The sequence below is a fragment of the Gemella sp. zg-570 genome, assembly GCF_018866345.1.
Lineage (GTDB): Bacteria > Bacillota > Bacilli > Staphylococcales > Gemellaceae > Gemelliphila.
This window is the reverse complement of the sequence record NZ_CP076443.1, coordinates 1,245,827-1,264,063: the sequence shown is the minus strand read 5'-3', so window position 1 is coordinate 1,264,063 and position 18,237 is coordinate 1,245,827. Positions and strand designations below refer to the sequence as shown.

The following is an 18,237-nucleotide window of genomic DNA, read 5'->3' as shown; positions in this document are numbered from 1 at the left end:
TGGAGATTATATGTTCTATACTGTAGATTTTGTAATAGGAAAACTAAAAGAAGATTTGCCCGAATTAGAAATTTTTGTCAGCAAGCAAAATGATAATAATTACTATATTTTAGATTTTAAGGGTTACAAGGCAAAAGTAAATATAGAAAATTTTTTGTTAAGACTAGATAATGAGCAAACAGAAAATAGTGATAGAAAACTCAATGATTTTTTATTAACTATCAAGAAAAATTTAATTTTACAAAGTCAGTTTGATGAAAAAGGTCTAACTAAAAAAGAAATTCTCAGCAGAGTTTATCCTGTACTTAGGGCTAGAAGTTTTGGCAAAAATAGTAAGCAAGATTTTTATACAAAAGAGCATACCAACGAAAGCAAAATTTTTTATTCTTTGGATTTTGAGGATAGCTATAAGATTTTAACAAAAGACTTGTTAAAAAAATTTGTCATATCATCAAAGGAACTTGAAGAAAGTGCCAGGGCTAATTTGGTAAAATTACCACTTAATTACAATACGGATATTGTGGCAGATAATATTTTTTATTTTTTAAATTCTAAGGACGGCTATGACGGTTCAAGGCTACTTGATGAGAAAGTTTTAAATTATTTTTATCAAAAAATCGGTGGTGATTTTTATATCGGATTGCCCCATCAAGACAGCCTAATTATAGCCCATATTAAAAATAAAAAAGGTTTAGAAATCTTGCAAAAAATGATGGTAGACTTTTTTACAGAAGGCCGTGTACCAATCACAACAATTACTTTTAAATATGACGGAAAAAATTTAGAAAGTTTATTTATATTTGTAGAATAGGAGAAGAAAATGTTATTTTTTTATAATAAGGAAATGTTGGGGCAAACACTATTAGTAACAATTAAAAATTCGGAGCAAGTATTTTACGAAAACAAGAAAAATATGGTCTTAATTCGTGATGAAAATAATAGTTTGGTCGGTTTGAATATTTTTAATGTTGAAAACTTAAATTTGACAGGAAGCGGCAATATAGATTTGACAGAAGACCAAAAAGAAAAATTACAGACACGTTTAGAAAAAAACGGAATAAAAATTGACCTAGAGGCCAACAATGATGAATTTTTTGTTGTGGGGCAGGTGCTAACAAAAGAAAAACACCCAGACGCAGATAAATTGTCTGTAAGTAGCGTAAAAATTTCCGAAGACCAAGTCTTACAAATAGTTTGCGGTGCTAGTAATGTCGCTGTCGGGCAAAAAGTTGTCGTTGCGACTACAGGTGCCATGATGCCGAGTGGTTTATTAATAAAAAAATCAAAACTTAGAGGCGTTGAATCAAATGGCATGCTTTGTTCTAAACGTGAACTAGGCTTACCTTATGAAGAGAGTGTCAAAGGAATACTGCTTCTTGATGACAATATAGAAGTAGGAAGAAAATTTAAAGAATTGAATTTATAAGTGGCGGTGAAAGTATGGTAAAATGGAAAAAGTTTTTTTTAGAAAATGACGAAAAAGAACATGAAGAAAATAAAAATATTGAAATAACAGAAGATATTGAAAAATCTGATGAAGATTTTGAAATTTCTGGTCAAGTAGAAGATATTTCAGAAGAAAATAAAACAGAAGAAAATGAAAATATAGAAGAAGATAAAAAAGAAATAGAAAAAAAAGAAGAGCCAGAGGGGCTTCTTGCAAAATTTGTAAATCTATTCTTAACACCAAAAGAAGACAAGGTAAAAGCTAGGGCAGAGGATAAGCCAGAAGACTATAAAACTTATTTTGAACGTCAAAAGAAAGAGCAAGTAGCCAAGGAAGAAATAGAAAATTCTCCTGCTGAAAATTCTCCTAAACTAGATGAAGTTAAAGAAGTAAAAAAGCAGCAAGAAACATCAGAAAAAACGGATATAGACTACTCAAAACTAGATTTACAAGATAGTTATGAAGGCTATGAAGATGACCTATTTGATGATTTTGAAGATGAAGAAATTTTAGAAGAACCTAAAAAGAAATCTATTATTGGCTATTTTAAGGCTAAATTATCCGCCTTTACCCAGTACGGCCTAAAAAAAGATGATGACACAGAACTTTTAGAAGAAGACAAAGCAGAAGAAGTAAGTAGCAAAAAAGAAAGTAAATTTTCTAAACTCATGACAAAAATGACAATTTCTAAAAAAGATGTTGAAGAACTTGATGATGAAGATGAGGACTTTGACCTCTTTGAAGAATTGGATAGGGTAGAAGAAAAAGAATTTTCACAAGAAAAAATTTCAAATGAAGCCATCCAAGAAAAATTAAAATCTATGGGTATAACTTCAAATGACGTTAAAGATGTTGACCTATTTTCAAAAAGAGAAGTTATAAGAGAACATCCAACCCTAGCCTCTGTAAAGGTACGTCGTATATTACAAGAGCATGAAATTGATAATTTAGAAAAAGATGTAATACTCGAGGAAAATAAAGACAGATTTACCAAAGAAACCTTTGAACAAAAGCAGGATTTTGAAATAGAAAAAGAAGAAGAAAAATCAGAACACAAGTCAAAAAATTTAGAAGAAATAGCAAGACTAAATAAGGACTTTAATCAACTTAATAGAAAAGAAGACAAGAAATCATTAGCCCAAAATCACCTAAAAGTAGAAAGTGATAATATTGATAGTGCAATAAATGAAATTAAAAAACAAGAACAACTAGCCTCAACTGACAACAAGGACTATACAATAGTTGTTGAAGAATGCGACTCGGAAAAAGAACGCCGTGATAAATTAAAATACACAAGTATTGATGATATTCTTGACGGTAGGGACGACTTGTTTGAAACGGATATAGAAAGAGCGGCTAAAAAGATAGTTGACACTAGAGTAGACGAAGAAGTTGCTGAAGAAGTAGAAAAATTTAGGCAAGATGTTCACAAGGAGAAAAGTTCAGAAGACTTAGTTGCTGACAAGGACAATAAAACGGCCTTAGATGAATTGATTTTAGAAACAAAACTTGTTGAAAAGAAAAAAGACAAAGAAGAAAATGAAGAAATAAGAAAATTAGAAAAAAATCTGGAAATACTAAAAGAAGAAAATGAATTTAAAGCACAGTTAGCTGCAGAATTTGAAGAAGAAATTTCTATCGAGCAAGTAGCAAGAGAAAGTGAATATAAATTTGAAGCTTATGACGACTTGAAACAAGAGCCAGAAGAAGATGATAAATTATCAGGCTACAGCGATTATAATTTAGACCCAGAAGAAATAGAAGCACTAACTATTCAAAATAAAATTGAAAGTGAAACAGAAAACACAAATATTGAAACACTTAATAAAGAAGTCAACACAGAAAGAGCCAGAAGAAAAATAAGTTTAAATATAGATGAATTTATAAAAGAAACTTCACCGGCAAAAGAAAATATACTTATTAGTCGAGGTGCTAAAAAAGAAGTAAAAAGAGAACCTAAAAAACAAATAGTTGACATTCAAAAAATAAATGGCGACAAAGAAAATTCAAGAAAAAATAGGACAAAACTATATACAGAAGATATGGATCTACATATTGATGGCAGAAATGCTATAATTGCTGGTGAGTATAGAACTAGGGATAGGGGTTATAGACCTGTTAGCAAGGAACAGATAGAGGGGAATATCCGCAAACTAGATGCCATATTTGAAAAATATTCTCATATAAAAATGCCGAGTGCAAGTTCGAAAAAAACAACCGATTTTGCAAAATTAAAGGCTGATGCTACGGCAAGCAAGTATAAGCCAACCCAATTTGTATCAGCCGTACATGGAACTAACATTCCGCAGAACACAAGCTACAACCTAGAAAGAAAAAAAAGAAGAGAGGCTTCAAAATACTTTAAAGAAATAGCATCTCAAGAAGAAACGGTTTGGAATATTGACGTTAGTAGTAGGGCAACAAAGGCAAAACCAAAAGTCAGAAGAACTAGAAGAACAAAAGCTAAAGAAGAATAAAAAGTATATCAATAACAAATAGGAAGCAGTAAAGAAAAATACTAAACAAGGCTAAAAAATAAAAAAACACCAAATTTGGTGTTTTTTATTTGGAAAATTCAATAAAATTCTATTTTATGATACAATAAGAAAAAAGACAGAAAGGAAAAACCATGGCAAACATATCACAACAAAAAAGACAGAAAATGCTAGACTTTTTAAATAAACTAAAAGGGGAACATCAAGATGATGATAGTTTAAGAGCTTTGGGTCAAATTGAAACAGCACTTAACGAGAAAAAATACGGTCTAGTCTGGGAAAAACACACAGAAAAAGTAGATGAAATGTTAGAACACAACATACCCCTATTCTGTGAAGATGAGAATAGAAAAATCACAGCAAAAGAAAATGAAGTTTACAATTTTTTATTAGAGGGGGACAATCTCCACTCCCTAAAACTTCTTGAAAAAACACACAAGGGTAAAATTGATGTTATCTATATCGATCCACCTTATAATACTGGGAATAAAGACTTCATTTATAACGACAGCTTTGTTGATAAAACAGACGGTTATTCACATAGCAAATGGCTATCCTTTATGCAACAAAGACTTGAAATTGCCAGAGAGCTTTTAAGTGATGAGGGTGTTATTTTCATCTCTATTGATGATAATGAACAAGCACAACTAAAATTACTTTGTGATGAGGTGTTTGGGGAAGAAAATTATGTAGGACACTTTATTTGGGTCAGAAAGAAAAAAGGTTCTTTTCTTAATAAAAAAATTAGAAAAATGACAGAATATGTACTATGTTATACCTCTAATGAAAGAATAAAATTTTTTGGAGAAGATGCGTATTCTAATAAAATGCAACCTATTGTAAAAAGAACTAATTCATTAAAAATGCTTAAATTTTCTAAATACACCATAAAAACAAAGTTAAAAGATGGTGAATACAAAAAGGGAAAATATACTAGTGGTAACACAGGAGTTGAATTTTTAAATGATTTTATAGTAAAAGATAGTATTGTTATAAGTGAGTTGTTAGTGAATGGTCGGTTTGTGTGGACGCAAGATTTTTTAGATAACGAATTAAATCAAGGAACATTTGTAGAGTTATCTTCTAAATTTGGATTTAATGTATTACGACATAATCAAGATGAAAAATTTAAAACTCCATCAAGTCTGATAAATTCTGATAATGGGGTTGGTACAAATGAAGATGCAAGTGATGAGTTATCTAAGTTACTTAATTTGGAATTAGAAGATGTATTTAACTATTCTAAGCCAACATCACTAATAAAATATTTAATAAGTTTTATTAAAAAAGAATTCATTAATGCAACCATCCTCGACTTTTTCGCAGGTTCTGGCACAACGGGGCATGCAGTAATGCAACTAAATAAAGAAGACGGAGGAAATCGTAAATATATTCTTTGCACCAATAATGAAAATAATATTTGCGAGGAAGTAACCTACCAAAGATTAAAAAATATTCAAGAAGACTTACCCCATAACTTAAAATACTTTAAAACAGAATTTATTGCTAAATATGAAAGTGATGAAGATGAAAAAACCATCTCTGAAAAAATGCTAGAACATATTAAAGAACTAATTGAACTTGAACATCATATTGAAATAGACAATAAAAAATATATTATTTTAGATGATGAAGATAAACTTGATGAAATAGTTAATACTATAAAAGAATATGGAAAACTATTTATTTCATCGGGTATCTTCTTATCAAGAAGCCATCAAAGAATATTAGACGAAAAAAAGATAAGCATAACAGAAATTCCAGAATATTACTACAGAAGTGAACTTAAGGAGGTTGGAGAGATATGATTGGATTAAAACTTAAAAACTTTCAAGCATAAATTAAGTTCTAAGAAAAGAGATCGAAGAAACAGGGCAAGCAGGGGAATTAGGCGACAAAAATCGAACCTAACAGATTAAGAAAAGAATACATAGAAAACTTAATTAAAATCTTAATATGCAATATAAAATAAGTATTACTAAAAAAAAGCTAGAAGACTATAAAATCTTCTAGCTCCTTTTTGTTTACAAATATTAAATTGCACTATAATTTATTGGCATATTTTTTACTAAGAATTTTCTTTAAAATTATGAGTAATACAAAATAAATTATTAGGCTAATTACTATACTTGCAACTAGGAAAAAGAAAAAATTTTCTGGAAACATTTTTATTAGATTTGACTCGGCAGGGTCTAGTAGCCATAGGTCATTGCTAAATAAAATTTCATGGAAACTTATCCAAAATTTAGTAAAATTTATACTTATGTATAGAGCTAGGCTAAAAATAAGTAGCATAAAAATTGCTAGCAGCCTATTAAATAATTTACTAATAATTTTTAAATAATTTTTTTTAAAAATAAATATATTGCTTATTGTCAAAATTATAAATATAAAAAATAGTAGATACATAATCTTGCTACTGATTAAGTAAAGATTTCTCACATCGACCATGTGGAGAATATCCTTATTAGTAAACCAGCTACTATCAAGGCTTGTATTATTTTTTAAATAGGCAAAAAGATTTTCAGTATAATTTAATAATTGCTCATTACTGACACCAAGCTTATGAGCTAAATTATTTTTCAAATAAAAACTTTTGTAGATAGGAAAGTAAAATGAAATTTTTAAAATAAAAAATAAAATACTGGCTAGGAATAAAGAAAATAATTGAAGAAGAACAAGCAAATTTTTTATAAAATTTTTCATAAACACCTCCTGGATTGTAACTATATAATAGCAAATTTTTACTACAAAATAAATTTTTTTATATTAATTTTAGGAAATATAGAAATCTATTAAAAAGGCTTAACTATTCTTGTAAAACTTGCCAAAAAACACAAGCTACTAAGCCTTGCAGACAATACTTTTATGAAACCCATCTATCAAAAATCCCCTGAATAAATTTCAGGGGATTTTATTTTTAAACTTAAAAATTTACTTGCCCAGCTAAAAAATTATAGTAAGTTCAGCAGAGAATAACATAGCCTATTTAAGCTATTTATAGTATAATTAAAAGTAAATTTTACAATGCCAAAATTTAAAAACATAAAGAAAGTAGAGGAAAACATATGTTAAGTAATACAAGCTACAACGCCCTAAAATCATTTATTTGGGGGATAGCAAATGACTGTTTAGTAGATGTATACGACCTAGGAGATTACCGAAAGATAATACTACCTATGTTTGTAATAAGAAGACTAGACGCAGTCTTAGAAGAAAAACACGAAGAAGTAATAAAAAAGAAAAAAGAACTAATTAACTTAGGCGTAAAAGACAATATGGATGCAGCCCTATTTCAAGTTGCAGGACAAAACTTTGTAAACAAGGCAGACTTCACCCTAAAAGACCTAAAAGGAGTTAGCAGAAGCAAAACACTCAAAGACGACTTTATAGCCTACTTAGATGGCTTTTCATCAAATGTTCAAGTAATCATTGACAAATTTCATATAAGAAATGAAATTGAAAGATTATCTCAGCAAGATAGGCTGGGCATGCTCATAGAAAAATTTGTAGATCCAAAATACAACTTTAACAACAAACCCGTTTTAAATGAAGACGGCACAGTAAAAATTGAAGCCCTAGACAATCATTCCATGGGAACCCTATTTGAAGAAGTAATAAGAATGTTCAATGAAGAAACCAATGTAACAGATGCTGGAAGACACTTTACACCAAGAGATATAGTAGAACTTATTGCCGACTTAGCCTTTATCCCTATTCAAGATAAAATCGACTCAACATCCTATAGAATATACGACGGGGCAGCAGGTACTGGTGGTATGCTGACAGTGGGAGAACAAAGAATATTAGAACTTGCTAGGAAGATAGACAAAAATGTTAATATAAACTTATTCGGTCAGGAAAACTCTGATGAAACCTATGCCATTGCCAAGGCGGATATGCTGGTAAAGGGTGAGGGTATACAGGCTGATAATATCCGATTCGGTTCTACAATATCACAAGATAGGTTTGCAGGAGAAACTTTTGACTTTATGCTATCTAATCCCCCCTTTGGGACTGCCTGGAGGTCAGACTTAAAAACATACGGAGTTAATAAAAAAGAAGAAATAATAGACAGTAGATTTGTTATTAACTATGATGAAAATCCAAGTTTTTCATTCCTGCCTGATATAGGAGACCCCCAAATGTTATTTTTAGCCAATAATATTAGTAAGATGAAAACAGAAACCAGGCTTGGAAGTAGGATTGTAGAAGTTCACAACGGTTCTTCCTTATTTACAGGAAGGGCAGGACAGGGGGCAAGTAATTTAAGAAGATATTTTTTGAACAAGACTTACTAGAAGCTATAGTCGCATTACCAGAAAATCTTTTCTACAATACGGGTATCGGAACATATCTTTGGATTTTATCCAATAAAAAAGAAGATAGGAGAAAGGGCAAAGTCCAGCTAATTGATGCAAGAAATATGAAAGAAGCCTTAAGAAAAAATCTTGGAAGTAAAAATTGTGAAATTCCAGGAGATATTAGAAAAGAAATAGTTAAACTTTATCTGGATTTTGATAAGGCTGATAAGGAAAAAAGCCTTGTCTTTGATAATAAGGACTTTGGTCATATTGCCATAGATGTACTTGTGCCATTAAGACTTAAAATGCTTGTTAGTGATGAAGCCCTAAATAGCTTAAAAGATTTTGACAAGTCCTTATATGAAATTGTAGTAAAAGTATTAGAAATAGAAAGTTCTAGCTTTAACAACTTTATGCAATTAGTAGAAGAAGAAGTTAAAAGTTCTAAACTTAAGTTGCCAGCAAAGGCTAAAAGGCTTATTCGTGATTTATTGACACAGGTAAGTGAAGATGGTGAAATAGTCCTTGATAGTAAGGGAAATCCAGAAAGTAATAAAGAGCTGAAAGATAGTGAAATAATTCCCCTTAATTATGAAGGGGGGATTGAAGCCTATCTTGAAAATGAAATACTGCCATATAAGAAAGATGCCTTTTTTGATATGAAATCAAAACAAATAGGCTATGAAATAAGTTTTACTAAGTATTTTTATAAGCCTAAAGAATTAAGAAATATTGATGAAATTATTAAAGATATTGAAGAAATAGAAAAGAATACTAAGGGATTACTTTCATCTATCTTGGAGGGGATTAGATGAAAAGATATAAAAAGTATAAGCAAGTAAATTTGCCCTGGTTAAGAGAAGTACCAGAGCATTGGGGAACAGAAAAAATTAAAAGATTATTTTATATCAGTAAAGATTTATCAACTAAAGAAAATCCAGTTATTTTATCATTAGCAAGGGATAAGGTAAAGGTAAGGGATATTTCAAATAATAAAGGACAAATAGCTGTTGATTATTCAAATTACAATAAAGTTGAAAAAGGAGATTTACTTTTAAATCCAATGGATTTATACAGTGGGGCTAATTGTAATATTTCTTATATAGAGGGAGTTATTAGCCCAGCATATATAAATTTAAGAAATAAAGTTAAATTAAATAAAAAATATTATGATTATTGGTTTAAAGCACAATACACTTCATTAGCTTTACAATCAGTAGGTAAAGGAGTGTCTAAAGATAATAGATGGACACTAACAAATGAAACTTTATTAAATTATGTTACTTTAACTCCCCCCCTATCTGAACAAAGCCAAATAGCTAACTTTCTTGATTGGAAGATAGGTGAAATTGATAGGTTGGTGGGGCTGGAGAAGAGGAAAGTTGAGAGATTGGGGGAGTTATATAGAAAAATATTAAATAATATATTTGATAATATTATTGGTGAAAAAAAACGATTAAAATATATTTTTAGTTTTGGTAAGGGTTTAGGCATAACTAAAGAGAACTTAGGAGAATATGGGTATAGATGTATTAATTATGGGGAGATACATGGCAAATTAAAGTTTTCTTTTAGTTCTAAAGATAAATTGTTAAAAGGTCTTTCAAATGTAGAAGGAATAACTATAACAGAATTTGCGAATCTTTCTAAGGGGGATTTCATTTTTGCTGATACATCAGAAGATTTAATAGGAAGTGGGAATTTCACTTTTTTAGAATGGTTAGAGAGTGAAGTATATGCAGGATATCATACTATTGTATGTAAACCAAAAATAAAATTCAATAGCAGATTTTTAGCTTATCAATTAGAAAGCGATTTATGGAGAACACAAATAAGAAAAGCAGTAAATGGGATTAAAGTATATAGTATAACTCAACAAATTTTAAAACAAACATCTGTAGTATTTCCTGACTTATCAATACAAGAAAACATAGTATCAAAATTAGATGGAATACAAGATAAGCTAATTGATATGAAAAGATGTACTGAAACCCAAATCACCTACCTTGAGCAACTAAAACAAAGTTTAATATCTGATGTTGTTACTGGTAAAATGGATGTAAGAGAAATAGAAATACCAGAGAAATATAGGAGGGAAAGTTGATTATTAGTATATCAAATAAAAATACTGATAAATTAATATATACACAAAATAAGAAGTGCAACCTAAAATTTTAGGTTGCACTTCTTTACTAATAATTTAAAAATTATTTAGCAGTTAGGGCTGCCATTGTAATGTAGTTGTAGGGTTTGTTGAAGTGTGGTAAGAAGAAGATATCTAATAGGGCTAAACGCTCAATTGTAACTTTTTCTTGAATGGCAAGAGAGAACATGTGGATACCCATTGACATATCTTCTTTACTTGCAATTTGACAACCCAAGACGACTCTTGTATTTTTATCATAAACTATTTTAATAGTTACATCGTGGTTATCATGTTCAATAAAGTCGGGTTTTTGCAAGTCAGAAAATTCTGTAACTACTGCATCATATCCAGCTCTTAGAGCTTTTTCTAGTGTTAATCCAGTTGATACCATTTTTAAGTCGTAGATGCAGATACCATTTGAACCTTGTATTCCGATTGTTTCCAGTGGCTTACCACATACATTGTGGGCTGCTACAAGCCCTGAACGCACAGCATTTGATGCTAAAGCGATGTAGTTAATCGCATCATCTCCTAATGAGTTGTCATAAACTGTGGCACAATCTCCTATAGCATAGACATCTTTTACGCTAGTTTCTTGATGGCGATTTATAACATAAGCACCATTTCTAAATAATTCTAACTTATCTTTTCCTAATTCATTATTCGGTCTAAATCCTACTGCTAGAATTACCATATCCACATCAAAACTTTCTTTATCAGTAACCAATCTTTCTACTTTTCCATTTCCTTGAATTTCAGTTACTGTTTGTCCGAATGCTAATTTAATGTTGTGGTCAGATAAATTTTTATTCATTAACTCTGTTAAGTCTTTGTCGTAGTAACCAGACAAGCAAGTTTCTGCAACGTCAACTAAGACAACCTCTTTGCCAATTCTTTCAAAGGCTTCAGCTAACTCTACCCCAATATATCCAGCACCAACTACTGCAACACGTTGAATTTCAGGATTTTCCAATTTATCAATTACTTCTTGAGCATTTTGGAATAATTTTACAAATTGAACATTTTCTAATTCTACACCTTTGATTGGGGGTATTATTGGTTTAGAACCAGTAGCCAATATTAATTTGTCATAGCCTTCTACATGTTTTCTTCCGTCTTTTAATACAACATGGACTTCTTTTTTGTCATAATCAATACTTTGCACGTCGGCTTCCATATTTACTTTAGCACCAGCTGCTTCTAATGTTTCTTTATTAGAATAGAATAATCCATCAGCCCCGGCAATTTGCTTACCAATCCATAATGCCATACCGCATCCTAAGAATGAAATATTGTTATTTTTATCAAAAACAACCACTTCATTTTCTTTTCCGTAATTACCTAATATTGTATTGATACACGCTGTTCCAGCGTGATTAGCTCCAACAACTACAATTTTTGCCATTGTTATAATCCTCCTATAAGTTATAATTATAATTATAATAAAAAAAATATAAAAAGTAAACAGAAAAAGCTTAAAAATAAACCTTAATTTGAGTTATTATTTTAATTTAAAAATTTTATATGAATTAAATATTTTTTAAAAAATTAAATATTATTCTTATTAAAATTAAATATTCTGATATGATATAATGCTTCAGAATTTATTTTAACAGTAAATTTATCTATTTAGTAAAATATTAAAGTAAAAATTTTAATAAGATTTTTTTATTAATTATCTTACTAAAAATTTAATTCTATAAAATCAGTGTGTTGAGCATTTGATTTTTTCTTAAAATACTTCTAAATATAATTTTATAAAAATAAAAATTTTTAATGCAATATTTATTAAAACTAAATAATCTGAATCTAAAAATAAAAATAAACCCTGGGAACTTGTCCTAAGGTTTTGAAATTTATATTTAAAAGAAGGCTATATACATAAAGTGGGCCAAGACACCTGCCACAAGACCGCCTATTGTATGTGAAATTATTGCTTTAGAAGATAATTTTCTTGCTCCTAATGCGTCCATCATACCGATATGCGTACTTAAGTATCCACTCCAGCACATACCCATTGCTGTAAATACTGCTATTTCGTTACCGCCTATTAAGCCTCTTTCTAAGAGACCAGGTACTAATGACATAGCTCCACCTACGGCTCCAAGGGAAGTTATTGGAAAGGCGATAGCTTCTGCACTTTGGAAACCGAAAAGTGGCTCTACAATAAATGAAATTTTATCTCCTATCCAGGGTAAGAGTTTAATCCCCTCATAAGCCGCACCTGTATAACCAGTTTTACCTGGACCAAAAGTTAGCATCATAACCATGGTACAAATTATAAGGACACCAGGAATAATTGCAAGTCCCAGCTCCACTCCTAACCTACCACCTTCTAAAAGGGTGTCAAGAACACGTTGAAAAATATTTCCTTCACGGACTTCACGATAATTAGCAGGGTCTTCATTAGCTTCTACTACTTCATCAATAAATGCTTCTTCCGCTTCCTCTCCATAATATTTTTTAGTTTGAATTAACATCAAGCGTACACTGACAATACTTCCTAAGATTGCTCCCAAGTCCCCTATTAGAGCAGGACCCCAAAAACCTGGACCTTGTGTTGCCATAAAGACTGTAACTATAAGCCCCATTCCAAATGTTGTTCCTAAGTTACATAAGGCTGGCACTTGATACTTTTTAAAAAATACTGTGAATTTTTTATCTTTTGCAAAAGGAATAATAGCAGGATTATCTGATAAATAGGTTGCTATTGCTCCTGTTACACTGGCACCAGGCAGTCCCCAAAGTGGTTTCATGAGTGGTGCGAATAATTTATTTATGAGAGCTATTACCCCAAATTCTGATAGTAGCATACTTAATGCTCCTGTTACTACGGCCATGGCCATGATGTAAAATACGGTATTTAGTAGTAAGTCATGAGCTGTTGCCATCATACTTTTGAACATATTTCCTAGACCCATTACATAGCTCATACCAGCAAATATTACAACTATAAGCCCAATAAATACAAATGTTTCGGTGCTTATAGCTTTCTTTTTCTTGACTTTTATAATCTTTGACATTTCAATATCCCCCTTTTTGAATGCATTATTAGAGAAATTATTACTTATTATATCACAAATAAAACAAATTGCAATTTTTATAGAACAATAAATTAATTGTATTATTTTTAAATCATTTTCAAATTACGGCACACTTAAAAAGCATGATTTTTATTGCTTAAATTAATCTTCTTTTTGGAATTGTAAAGCAACTTTTGTTTTAATTTATTTTTATTTATTAAAAAAAGGATATATCTAAGATATATCCTTTTTATTATTAACGTACTTCTTTAATACGAGCTGCTTTACCACGTAGGTTACGTAAGTAATACAATTTAGCACGTCTAACTCTACCTTTACGTACTACTTCAATTCTTTCTACTTTTGGTGTGTGAACTGGGAATGTTCTTTCAACCCCAACACCGTTAGAAATTTTACGCACAGTGTATGTAGCAGATATTCCACCGCCACGACGTTTAACTACAACACCTTCAAATTGTTGGATACGTTCACGTCCACCTTCGATAATTCTAACATGTACTCTTACAGTATCTCCTGCTTTAAACTGAGGAATGTCAGTTCTTAATTGTGATTTTGTAATCTCTGCGATTAATTTGTTCATTGTTTTCTCCTTTTTACAAAATGCTCGTTATTAACTCTTGTCAACAGAGGAACATCGTAATTAATGCCATAGCATCTTTAAAATTATAACACTTTTAAGAAGTTATTACAATAGCTTTTTATATTTTTTAAGAATATTTATTAAAATTTTTCTTTTTTAAAGTGTATAGTAAATAAAAAAATAAATTAAATAATTTTTTATTTCAAAATATTTTTTAAAAATTTTCAGGTAAAATATTTTTTAATAGTTTTTTATTCTTATAGAAAATCAAGATAATAAAAAATTATAATCTATAATTTCAAACAAAAATTTATAATTTAATTACTATCTTTTATATTAATTTTCAGCATCATTAAATGAATAGTTTTTACCATAATTATCCCTAACCATCATTTTATAATCTATTAGGTATCTTCTAATTAGAGAGTAGTCTGGATAAATTTCTTTTATGGCTTCATTTAATTCTTTTTCTGTAAAGGTTTCCTGCTTATTTTTTAAAAAGTCTTTTATTATTTCTAATACTAAAATTTTATTTTTTTCTTTTTTAGGTATTGTTGTTAGTTTTTTATCTTTAAAATATTTTATTTTTATCTCTTCCATTTGACTTGACCTTTCCTAATAAATAAGTTATTTGTAAATTTACTTTATTATAATATAAATAAAAATTTTTTCAACTAGGTAAAATAATTAATCTTATCTAGCATATTTTTTTTATAAAAATGATAAAACTTGATTTTATTTTTTTATATGATATAATAACAAAAGAATGTTTATTTCGGTAAATTTTTTTAATCTTAATTGGACTTAAAATGACCGTTAAGGTCGAAAAACGACCAACAAACTTTCTATTACTTAAGGAGCAAAGGAATGGATATTTTACAATTACTACATTTGCAAAGTAAACTTATTCCAGACTTGTTCGAAAAATTTAATAAGAGATATGAGTTGTTAATTTCTATTAAGGTTCACCAACCTATTGGTCGTAAATCTTTAATGGAAATAGTTGGGCTTACGGAAAGACAGTTGCGGACTGAATGTGAAATTTTGGCAAAACTGGGACTCATATCTAAAAGCACTACTGGTATGACTATTACGCCCGAGTGTGATGAATTTTTAGATGAATTAAAGGGAATATTTGCAGAAGACCCTTTTAAACGTGCTAGAAAAATTATTAGAGAACATTTCGGGATAAAAGATATTTTTGTAGTCAAGGGAGATTTTTCAAAAAGTGAAGTTACCAGACAAGAAATGGTACAATTACTTTTTGACAAGGTCAATAGAATTATCAGTAAGGATTGTGTAATTGGTGTTAGTGGTGGTAGCACAATGCAGTACCTAGCTAGCAAGGTTGATAAAACTTTTGGCTATGATAAGAATATAATGATTACGCCAATAAGAGGAGCTTTGACAATATCCAATACTGGTTATCAGTCTAATGATATTGCTACCCAAATGGCAGTTAATTCAAATCATAGATACCAATTATTACATGCACCGGATAATATCGGAAGTAGGACATTAGATGAGCTTTCTAAAGAGCCGATAATGATGCAGGTTCTCGATATTATAAGTAAAACATCTATTATTATTCATAGTATAGGTGAGGCTTATGAAATGGCTAACCGTAGAAAACTTGCCAAAGAAACTATTGAAATTTTAAAAACAAGTAATGCACTTAGTGAAACTTTTGGAAGTTTTTATGACAAGGGCGGAAAAATTATTTATAGCACCCACACAATAGGTATGAATATAGAAGATGTAGAGAAAGTGGCAGATATATTCACAATAGTAGGTGGTAAAGAAAAAGCCGAAGCTGTTTATAGTTATTTAAACAGTAGACCGGCTAATTCAACCCTTATTATTGATGAAGCAATTTGTAAAAAAATTTTAAAAAAATTAAATTATTTTTAGGAGGACTAAATAATATGACAGTAAAAGTAGCAATTAACGGTTTTGGACGTATAGGAAGATTAGCTTTCAGAAGAATACAAGAAGTAGAAGGAATTGAGGTAGTTGCAATAAATGACCTAACTCCAGTTAGACAATTGGTTCATTTATTAAAATATGATACAACTCAAGGACGTTTCAAAGGTGAAGCTTCAGAAGGCGAAGGATTTATCCTAGTAAATGGTAAAGAAGTTAAGGCATTTGCTCAAGCAAATCCTGCTGAATTACCATGGGGAGAATTAGATGTTGATGTAGTTTTAGAATGTACAGGTTTCTTTACTTCTAAAGCAAAAGCAGAAGCACACATCAAGGCTGGGGCTAAAAAAGTTGTTATTTCTGCACCAGGTGGAAATGACATAAAAACTATTGTTTACAACGTAAACCACGAAACATTAGACGGAAGTGAAACAGTTATTTCTGGTGCTTCTTGTACAACAAACTGTTTAGCTCCAATGGCAAAAGCATTACACGACAACTTCGGAGTAGTTCAAGGATTAATGACAACAATTCATGCTTATACAGGAGACCAAAATACACTAGACGCACCACACCGCGGAGGAGATTTACGCCGTGCTCGTGCCGCAGCTGAAAATATTATTCCTAACACAACAGGAGCTGCAAAAGCTATCGGTCTAGTGATTCCTGAATTAAATGGAAAATTAGACGGAGCGGCACAACGAGTTCCTGTATCAACTGGGTCAATTACTGAATTAGTAGCTACACTAGAAAAAAATGTAACTGCTGAGGAAGTTAATGCTGCAATGAAAGCTGCTGCAACTGAATCATTTGGCTACAACACTGATGAAATAGTATCTTCTGATATCGTAGGAAGTGAATTTGGTTCAATCTTTGATGCAACTCAAACAAAAGTTTTAACTGTTGGAGATAAACAATTAGTAAAAGTTGTATCTTGGTATGACAATGAAATGTCTTACACTTCACAATTAGTAAGAACATTAAAACATTTTGCAGGATTAATTAAATAATTAATTAAAAAACTTGATAAGATATAAGCTAAATGCTTATATCTTATCCCATATTATTTTAAAAAAGGAGCCCTTTTGATGAAAAAATCAATCAAAGACTTAGGAAATCTACAGGGGAAAAAAGTTTTAATCCGTGTTGATTTTAACGTGCCATTAAAAGATGGTGTTATTACAAATGATAATAGAATTACAGCTGCTATACCAACAATAAATTATGCCTTGGAGCAAGGGGCAAAAGTAGTAGTATTTTCTCATTTAGGACGTGTTAAAGAAGAGACCGATAAAGCAACAAAATCATTAGCACCAGTAGCGGCTAGACTAGCAGAAGTATTGGGGCAAGTTGTAAAATTCATTCCAACAACAAGAGGAGAAGACCTAGATGAGGCTGTTAAATCTTTAAAAAATGGTGAAATTTTAATGTTTGAAAATACACGTTTTGAAGATCTTGACGGTAAAAAAGAATCTAAAAACGATGAAGAGCTAGGAAAATATTGGGCATCACTCGGAGATGTTTTTGTAAATGACGCTTTTGGAACTGCCCACCGTGCTCACGCTTCAAACAAGGGAATTGCCTCCAACATAGGGGCAGGTAATTCAGCTTTCGGTTTCCTTATTGAAAAAGAATTGAAATTTATTGGAGGAGCTGTTGATAATCCAGTAAGACCTCTAGTTGCAATTATTGGTGGAGCAAAAGTTTCTGACAAAATTGGGGTTATTGAAAACCTATTAGAAAAAGCGGACAAGGTAATTATTGGTGGAGGAATGGCATACACATTCCTAAAAGCAACAGGAAGAAGTATAGGAATTTCACTTTGTGAAGATGATAAAGTAGAATACGCTAGCCAGTTACTAGAAAAAGCAGGAGATAAAATTGTCTTACCTGTTGATACGGTAGCAGTAAAAGAATTTTCTAATGAAGCACCTAGTCGTATAGCAACTGACGATATACAAGAAGATGAAGAGGGTGTAGATATTGGACCAAAATCTGTAGAATTATTCTCAGAAGTATTAAAAGATGCAAAAACAGTTATTTGGAATGGCCCTATGGGTGTATTTGAAATGCCAAATTTTGCAAAAGGAACTATTGGAGTATGTGAAAGTATAGCTAACTTAGAAGACGCTACTACTATTATCGGTGGTGGAGATTCTGCAACAGCAGCTATTCAACTAGGGTATGCAGATAAATTTTCTCATATTTCAACAGGTGGAGGAGCATCTTTAGAATACTTAGAAGGAAAAATATTACCAGGTATAGAATCGTTATCTGATAAATAAAAATTAGGAGAAA

Annotated in this window: 15 protein-coding genes and 1 pseudogene; 11 read left to right on the top strand and 5 right to left on the bottom strand. The window is 30.6% G+C overall.

Annotated features, from left to right (window positions below; all coding sequences use genetic code 11):
- Window positions 1-10 precede the first annotated feature (10 nt).
- The 4 genes from KMP11_RS06235 to KMP11_RS06220 all read left to right on the top strand — a co-directional run bounded on the left by KMP11_RS06235 (window position 11) and on the right by KMP11_RS06220 (window position 5,750).
- Complete coding sequence (locus KMP11_RS06235) at window positions 11-811, top strand: DUF1444 family protein (RefSeq protein WP_216279749.1); 801 nt, start codon at window positions 11-13, stop codon at window positions 809-811.
- 9 nt (window positions 812-820) lie between these two features.
- A complete protein-coding gene (gene ytpR / locus KMP11_RS06230) occupies window positions 821-1,426 on the top strand; it encodes a YtpR family tRNA-binding protein (RefSeq protein ID WP_216279748.1) in 606 nt (201 codons plus the stop codon).
- Between the two features lie 14 nt (window positions 1,427-1,440).
- On the top strand, window positions 1,441-3,924 hold the full coding sequence (locus tag KMP11_RS06225; RefSeq protein WP_216279747.1) for a hypothetical protein: 2,484 nt from the start codon (window positions 1,441-1,443) through the stop codon (window positions 3,922-3,924).
- 152 nt (window positions 3,925-4,076) lie between these two features.
- Window positions 4,077-5,750 carry a site-specific DNA-methyltransferase gene (locus KMP11_RS06220; RefSeq protein ID WP_216279746.1) on the top strand — a complete coding sequence of 558 codons (1,674 nt, stop codon included), beginning with the start codon at window positions 4,077-4,079 and terminating at the stop codon, window positions 5,748-5,750.
- 235 nt (window positions 5,751-5,985) lie between these two features.
- Here KMP11_RS06220 and KMP11_RS06215 read toward each other — a convergent pair whose 3' ends face one another.
- Entirely contained in the window at window positions 5,986-6,648 is a 663-nt protein-coding gene (locus KMP11_RS06215; RefSeq protein ID WP_216279745.1) for a TIGR01906 family membrane protein, read from the bottom strand.
- 362 nt (window positions 6,649-7,010) lie between these two features.
- On the opposite strand from KMP11_RS06215, the gene KMP11_RS06210 reads away from it, so the two are divergent.
- The 4 genes and pseudogenes from KMP11_RS06210 to KMP11_RS06200 all read left to right on the top strand — a co-directional run bounded on the left by KMP11_RS06210 (window position 7,011) and on the right by KMP11_RS06200 (window position 10,350).
- Complete coding sequence (locus tag KMP11_RS06210; protein WP_216279744.1) at window positions 7,011-8,243, top strand: type I restriction-modification system subunit M; 1,233 nt, start codon at window positions 7,011-7,013, stop codon at window positions 8,241-8,243.
- Window positions 8,219-8,329: pseudogene (locus KMP11_RS07960) on the top strand (N-6 DNA methylase); the annotation flags it as partial. The gene KMP11_RS06210 and the pseudogene KMP11_RS07960, both read left to right, overlap by 25 nt.
- A gap of 39 nt (window positions 8,330-8,368) precedes the next feature.
- The gene (locus KMP11_RS06205) at window positions 8,369-9,061 is read left to right on the top strand and encodes a hypothetical protein (RefSeq protein ID WP_253195947.1); all 693 of its coding nucleotides are present in this window, start codon (window positions 8,369-8,371) and stop codon (window positions 9,059-9,061) included.
- The gene (locus KMP11_RS06200; RefSeq protein WP_216279743.1) at window positions 9,058-10,350 is read left to right on the top strand and encodes a restriction endonuclease subunit S; all 1,293 of its coding nucleotides are present in this window, start codon (window positions 9,058-9,060) and stop codon (window positions 10,348-10,350) included. The genes KMP11_RS06205 and KMP11_RS06200 overlap by 4 nt, the downstream gene beginning before the upstream one ends.
- Before the next feature lie 103 nt (window positions 10,351-10,453).
- On the opposite strand, the gene nox is transcribed toward KMP11_RS06200, so the two are convergent.
- The 4 genes from nox to KMP11_RS06180 form a co-directional block, all read right to left on the bottom strand.
- The gene (gene nox, locus KMP11_RS06195; protein WP_216279742.1) at window positions 10,454-11,797 is read right to left on the bottom strand and encodes a H2O-forming NADH oxidase; all 1,344 of its coding nucleotides are present in this window, start codon (window positions 11,795-11,797) and stop codon (window positions 10,454-10,456) included.
- A 457-nt stretch (window positions 11,798-12,254) separates the two neighbouring features.
- On the bottom strand, window positions 12,255-13,415 hold the full coding sequence (locus KMP11_RS06190) for a CD0519/CD1768 family membrane protein (protein WP_215756999.1): 1,161 nt from the start codon (window positions 13,413-13,415) through the stop codon (window positions 12,255-12,257).
- Between the two features lie 256 nt (window positions 13,416-13,671).
- Entirely contained in the window at window positions 13,672-14,016 is a 345-nt protein-coding gene (gene rplS / locus KMP11_RS06185; RefSeq protein ID WP_215757000.1) for a 50S ribosomal protein L19, read from the bottom strand.
- Window positions 14,017-14,352: 336 nt separating this feature from the next.
- Window positions 14,353-14,616, bottom strand: coding sequence for a DUF2087 domain-containing protein (locus KMP11_RS06180; RefSeq protein ID WP_216279741.1), 264 nt, complete (start codon window positions 14,614-14,616; stop codon window positions 14,353-14,355).
- Between the two features lie 267 nt (window positions 14,617-14,883).
- On the opposite strand from KMP11_RS06180, the gene KMP11_RS06175 reads away from it, so the two are divergent.
- From KMP11_RS06175 to pgk, 3 genes are all read left to right on the top strand, one after another.
- Window positions 14,884-15,927 carry a sugar-binding transcriptional regulator gene (locus KMP11_RS06175; protein WP_216279740.1) on the top strand — a complete coding sequence of 348 codons (1,044 nt, stop codon included), beginning with the start codon at window positions 14,884-14,886 and terminating at the stop codon, window positions 15,925-15,927.
- Window positions 15,928-15,941: 14 nt separating this feature from the next.
- On the top strand, window positions 15,942-16,949 hold the full coding sequence (gap, locus tag KMP11_RS06170; protein WP_215756825.1) for a type I glyceraldehyde-3-phosphate dehydrogenase: 1,008 nt from the start codon (window positions 15,942-15,944) through the stop codon (window positions 16,947-16,949).
- A gap of 78 nt (window positions 16,950-17,027) precedes the next feature.
- Entirely contained in the window at window positions 17,028-18,224 is a 1,197-nt protein-coding gene (pgk, locus tag KMP11_RS06165; RefSeq protein WP_371741335.1) for a phosphoglycerate kinase, read from the top strand.
- The last annotated feature ends 13 nt before the right edge of the window (window positions 18,225-18,237 follow it).

Bases quoted from the DNA above. Each gene is read 5' to 3' on its own strand.
- KMP11_RS06215 (WP_216279745.1), bottom strand. From the start codon at position 6,648: ATGAAAAATTTTATAAAAAATTTGCTTGTTCTTCTTCAATTATTTTCT.
- gap (WP_215756825.1), top strand. From the start codon at position 15,942: ATGACAGTAAAAGTAGCAATTAACGGTTTTGGACGTATAGGAAGATTA.
- KMP11_RS06235 (WP_216279749.1), top strand. From the start codon at position 11: ATGTTCTATACTGTAGATTTTGTAATAGGAAAACTAAAAGAAGATTTG.
- KMP11_RS06220 (WP_216279746.1), top strand. From the start codon at position 4,077: ATGGCAAACATATCACAACAAAAAAGACAGAAAATGCTAGACTTTTTA.
- KMP11_RS06210 (WP_216279744.1), top strand. From the start codon at position 7,011: ATGTTAAGTAATACAAGCTACAACGCCCTAAAATCATTTATTTGGGGG.
- KMP11_RS06200 (WP_216279743.1), top strand. From the start codon at position 9,058: ATGAAAAGATATAAAAAGTATAAGCAAGTAAATTTGCCCTGGTTAAGA.
- rplS (WP_215757000.1), bottom strand. From the start codon at position 14,016: ATGAACAAATTAATCGCAGAGATTACAAAATCACAATTAAGAACTGAC.
- KMP11_RS06175 (WP_216279740.1), top strand. From the start codon at position 14,884: ATGGATATTTTACAATTACTACATTTGCAAAGTAAACTTATTCCAGAC.
- ytpR (WP_216279748.1), top strand. From the start codon at position 821: ATGTTATTTTTTTATAATAAGGAAATGTTGGGGCAAACACTATTAGTA.
- pgk (WP_371741335.1), top strand. From the start codon at position 17,028: ATGAAAAAATCAATCAAAGACTTAGGAAATCTACAGGGGAAAAAAGTT.
- nox (WP_216279742.1), bottom strand. From the start codon at position 11,797: ATGGCAAAAATTGTAGTTGTTGGAGCTAATCACGCTGGAACAGCGTGT.
- KMP11_RS06190 (WP_215756999.1), bottom strand. From the start codon at position 13,415: ATGTCAAAGATTATAAAAGTCAAGAAAAAGAAAGCTATAAGCACCGAA.
- KMP11_RS06225 (WP_216279747.1), top strand. From the start codon at position 1,441: ATGGTAAAATGGAAAAAGTTTTTTTTAGAAAATGACGAAAAAGAACAT.
- KMP11_RS06205 (WP_253195947.1), top strand. From the start codon at position 8,369: ATGAAAGAAGCCTTAAGAAAAAATCTTGGAAGTAAAAATTGTGAAATT.
- KMP11_RS06180 (WP_216279741.1), bottom strand. From the start codon at position 14,616: ATGGAAGAGATAAAAATAAAATATTTTAAAGATAAAAAACTAACAACA.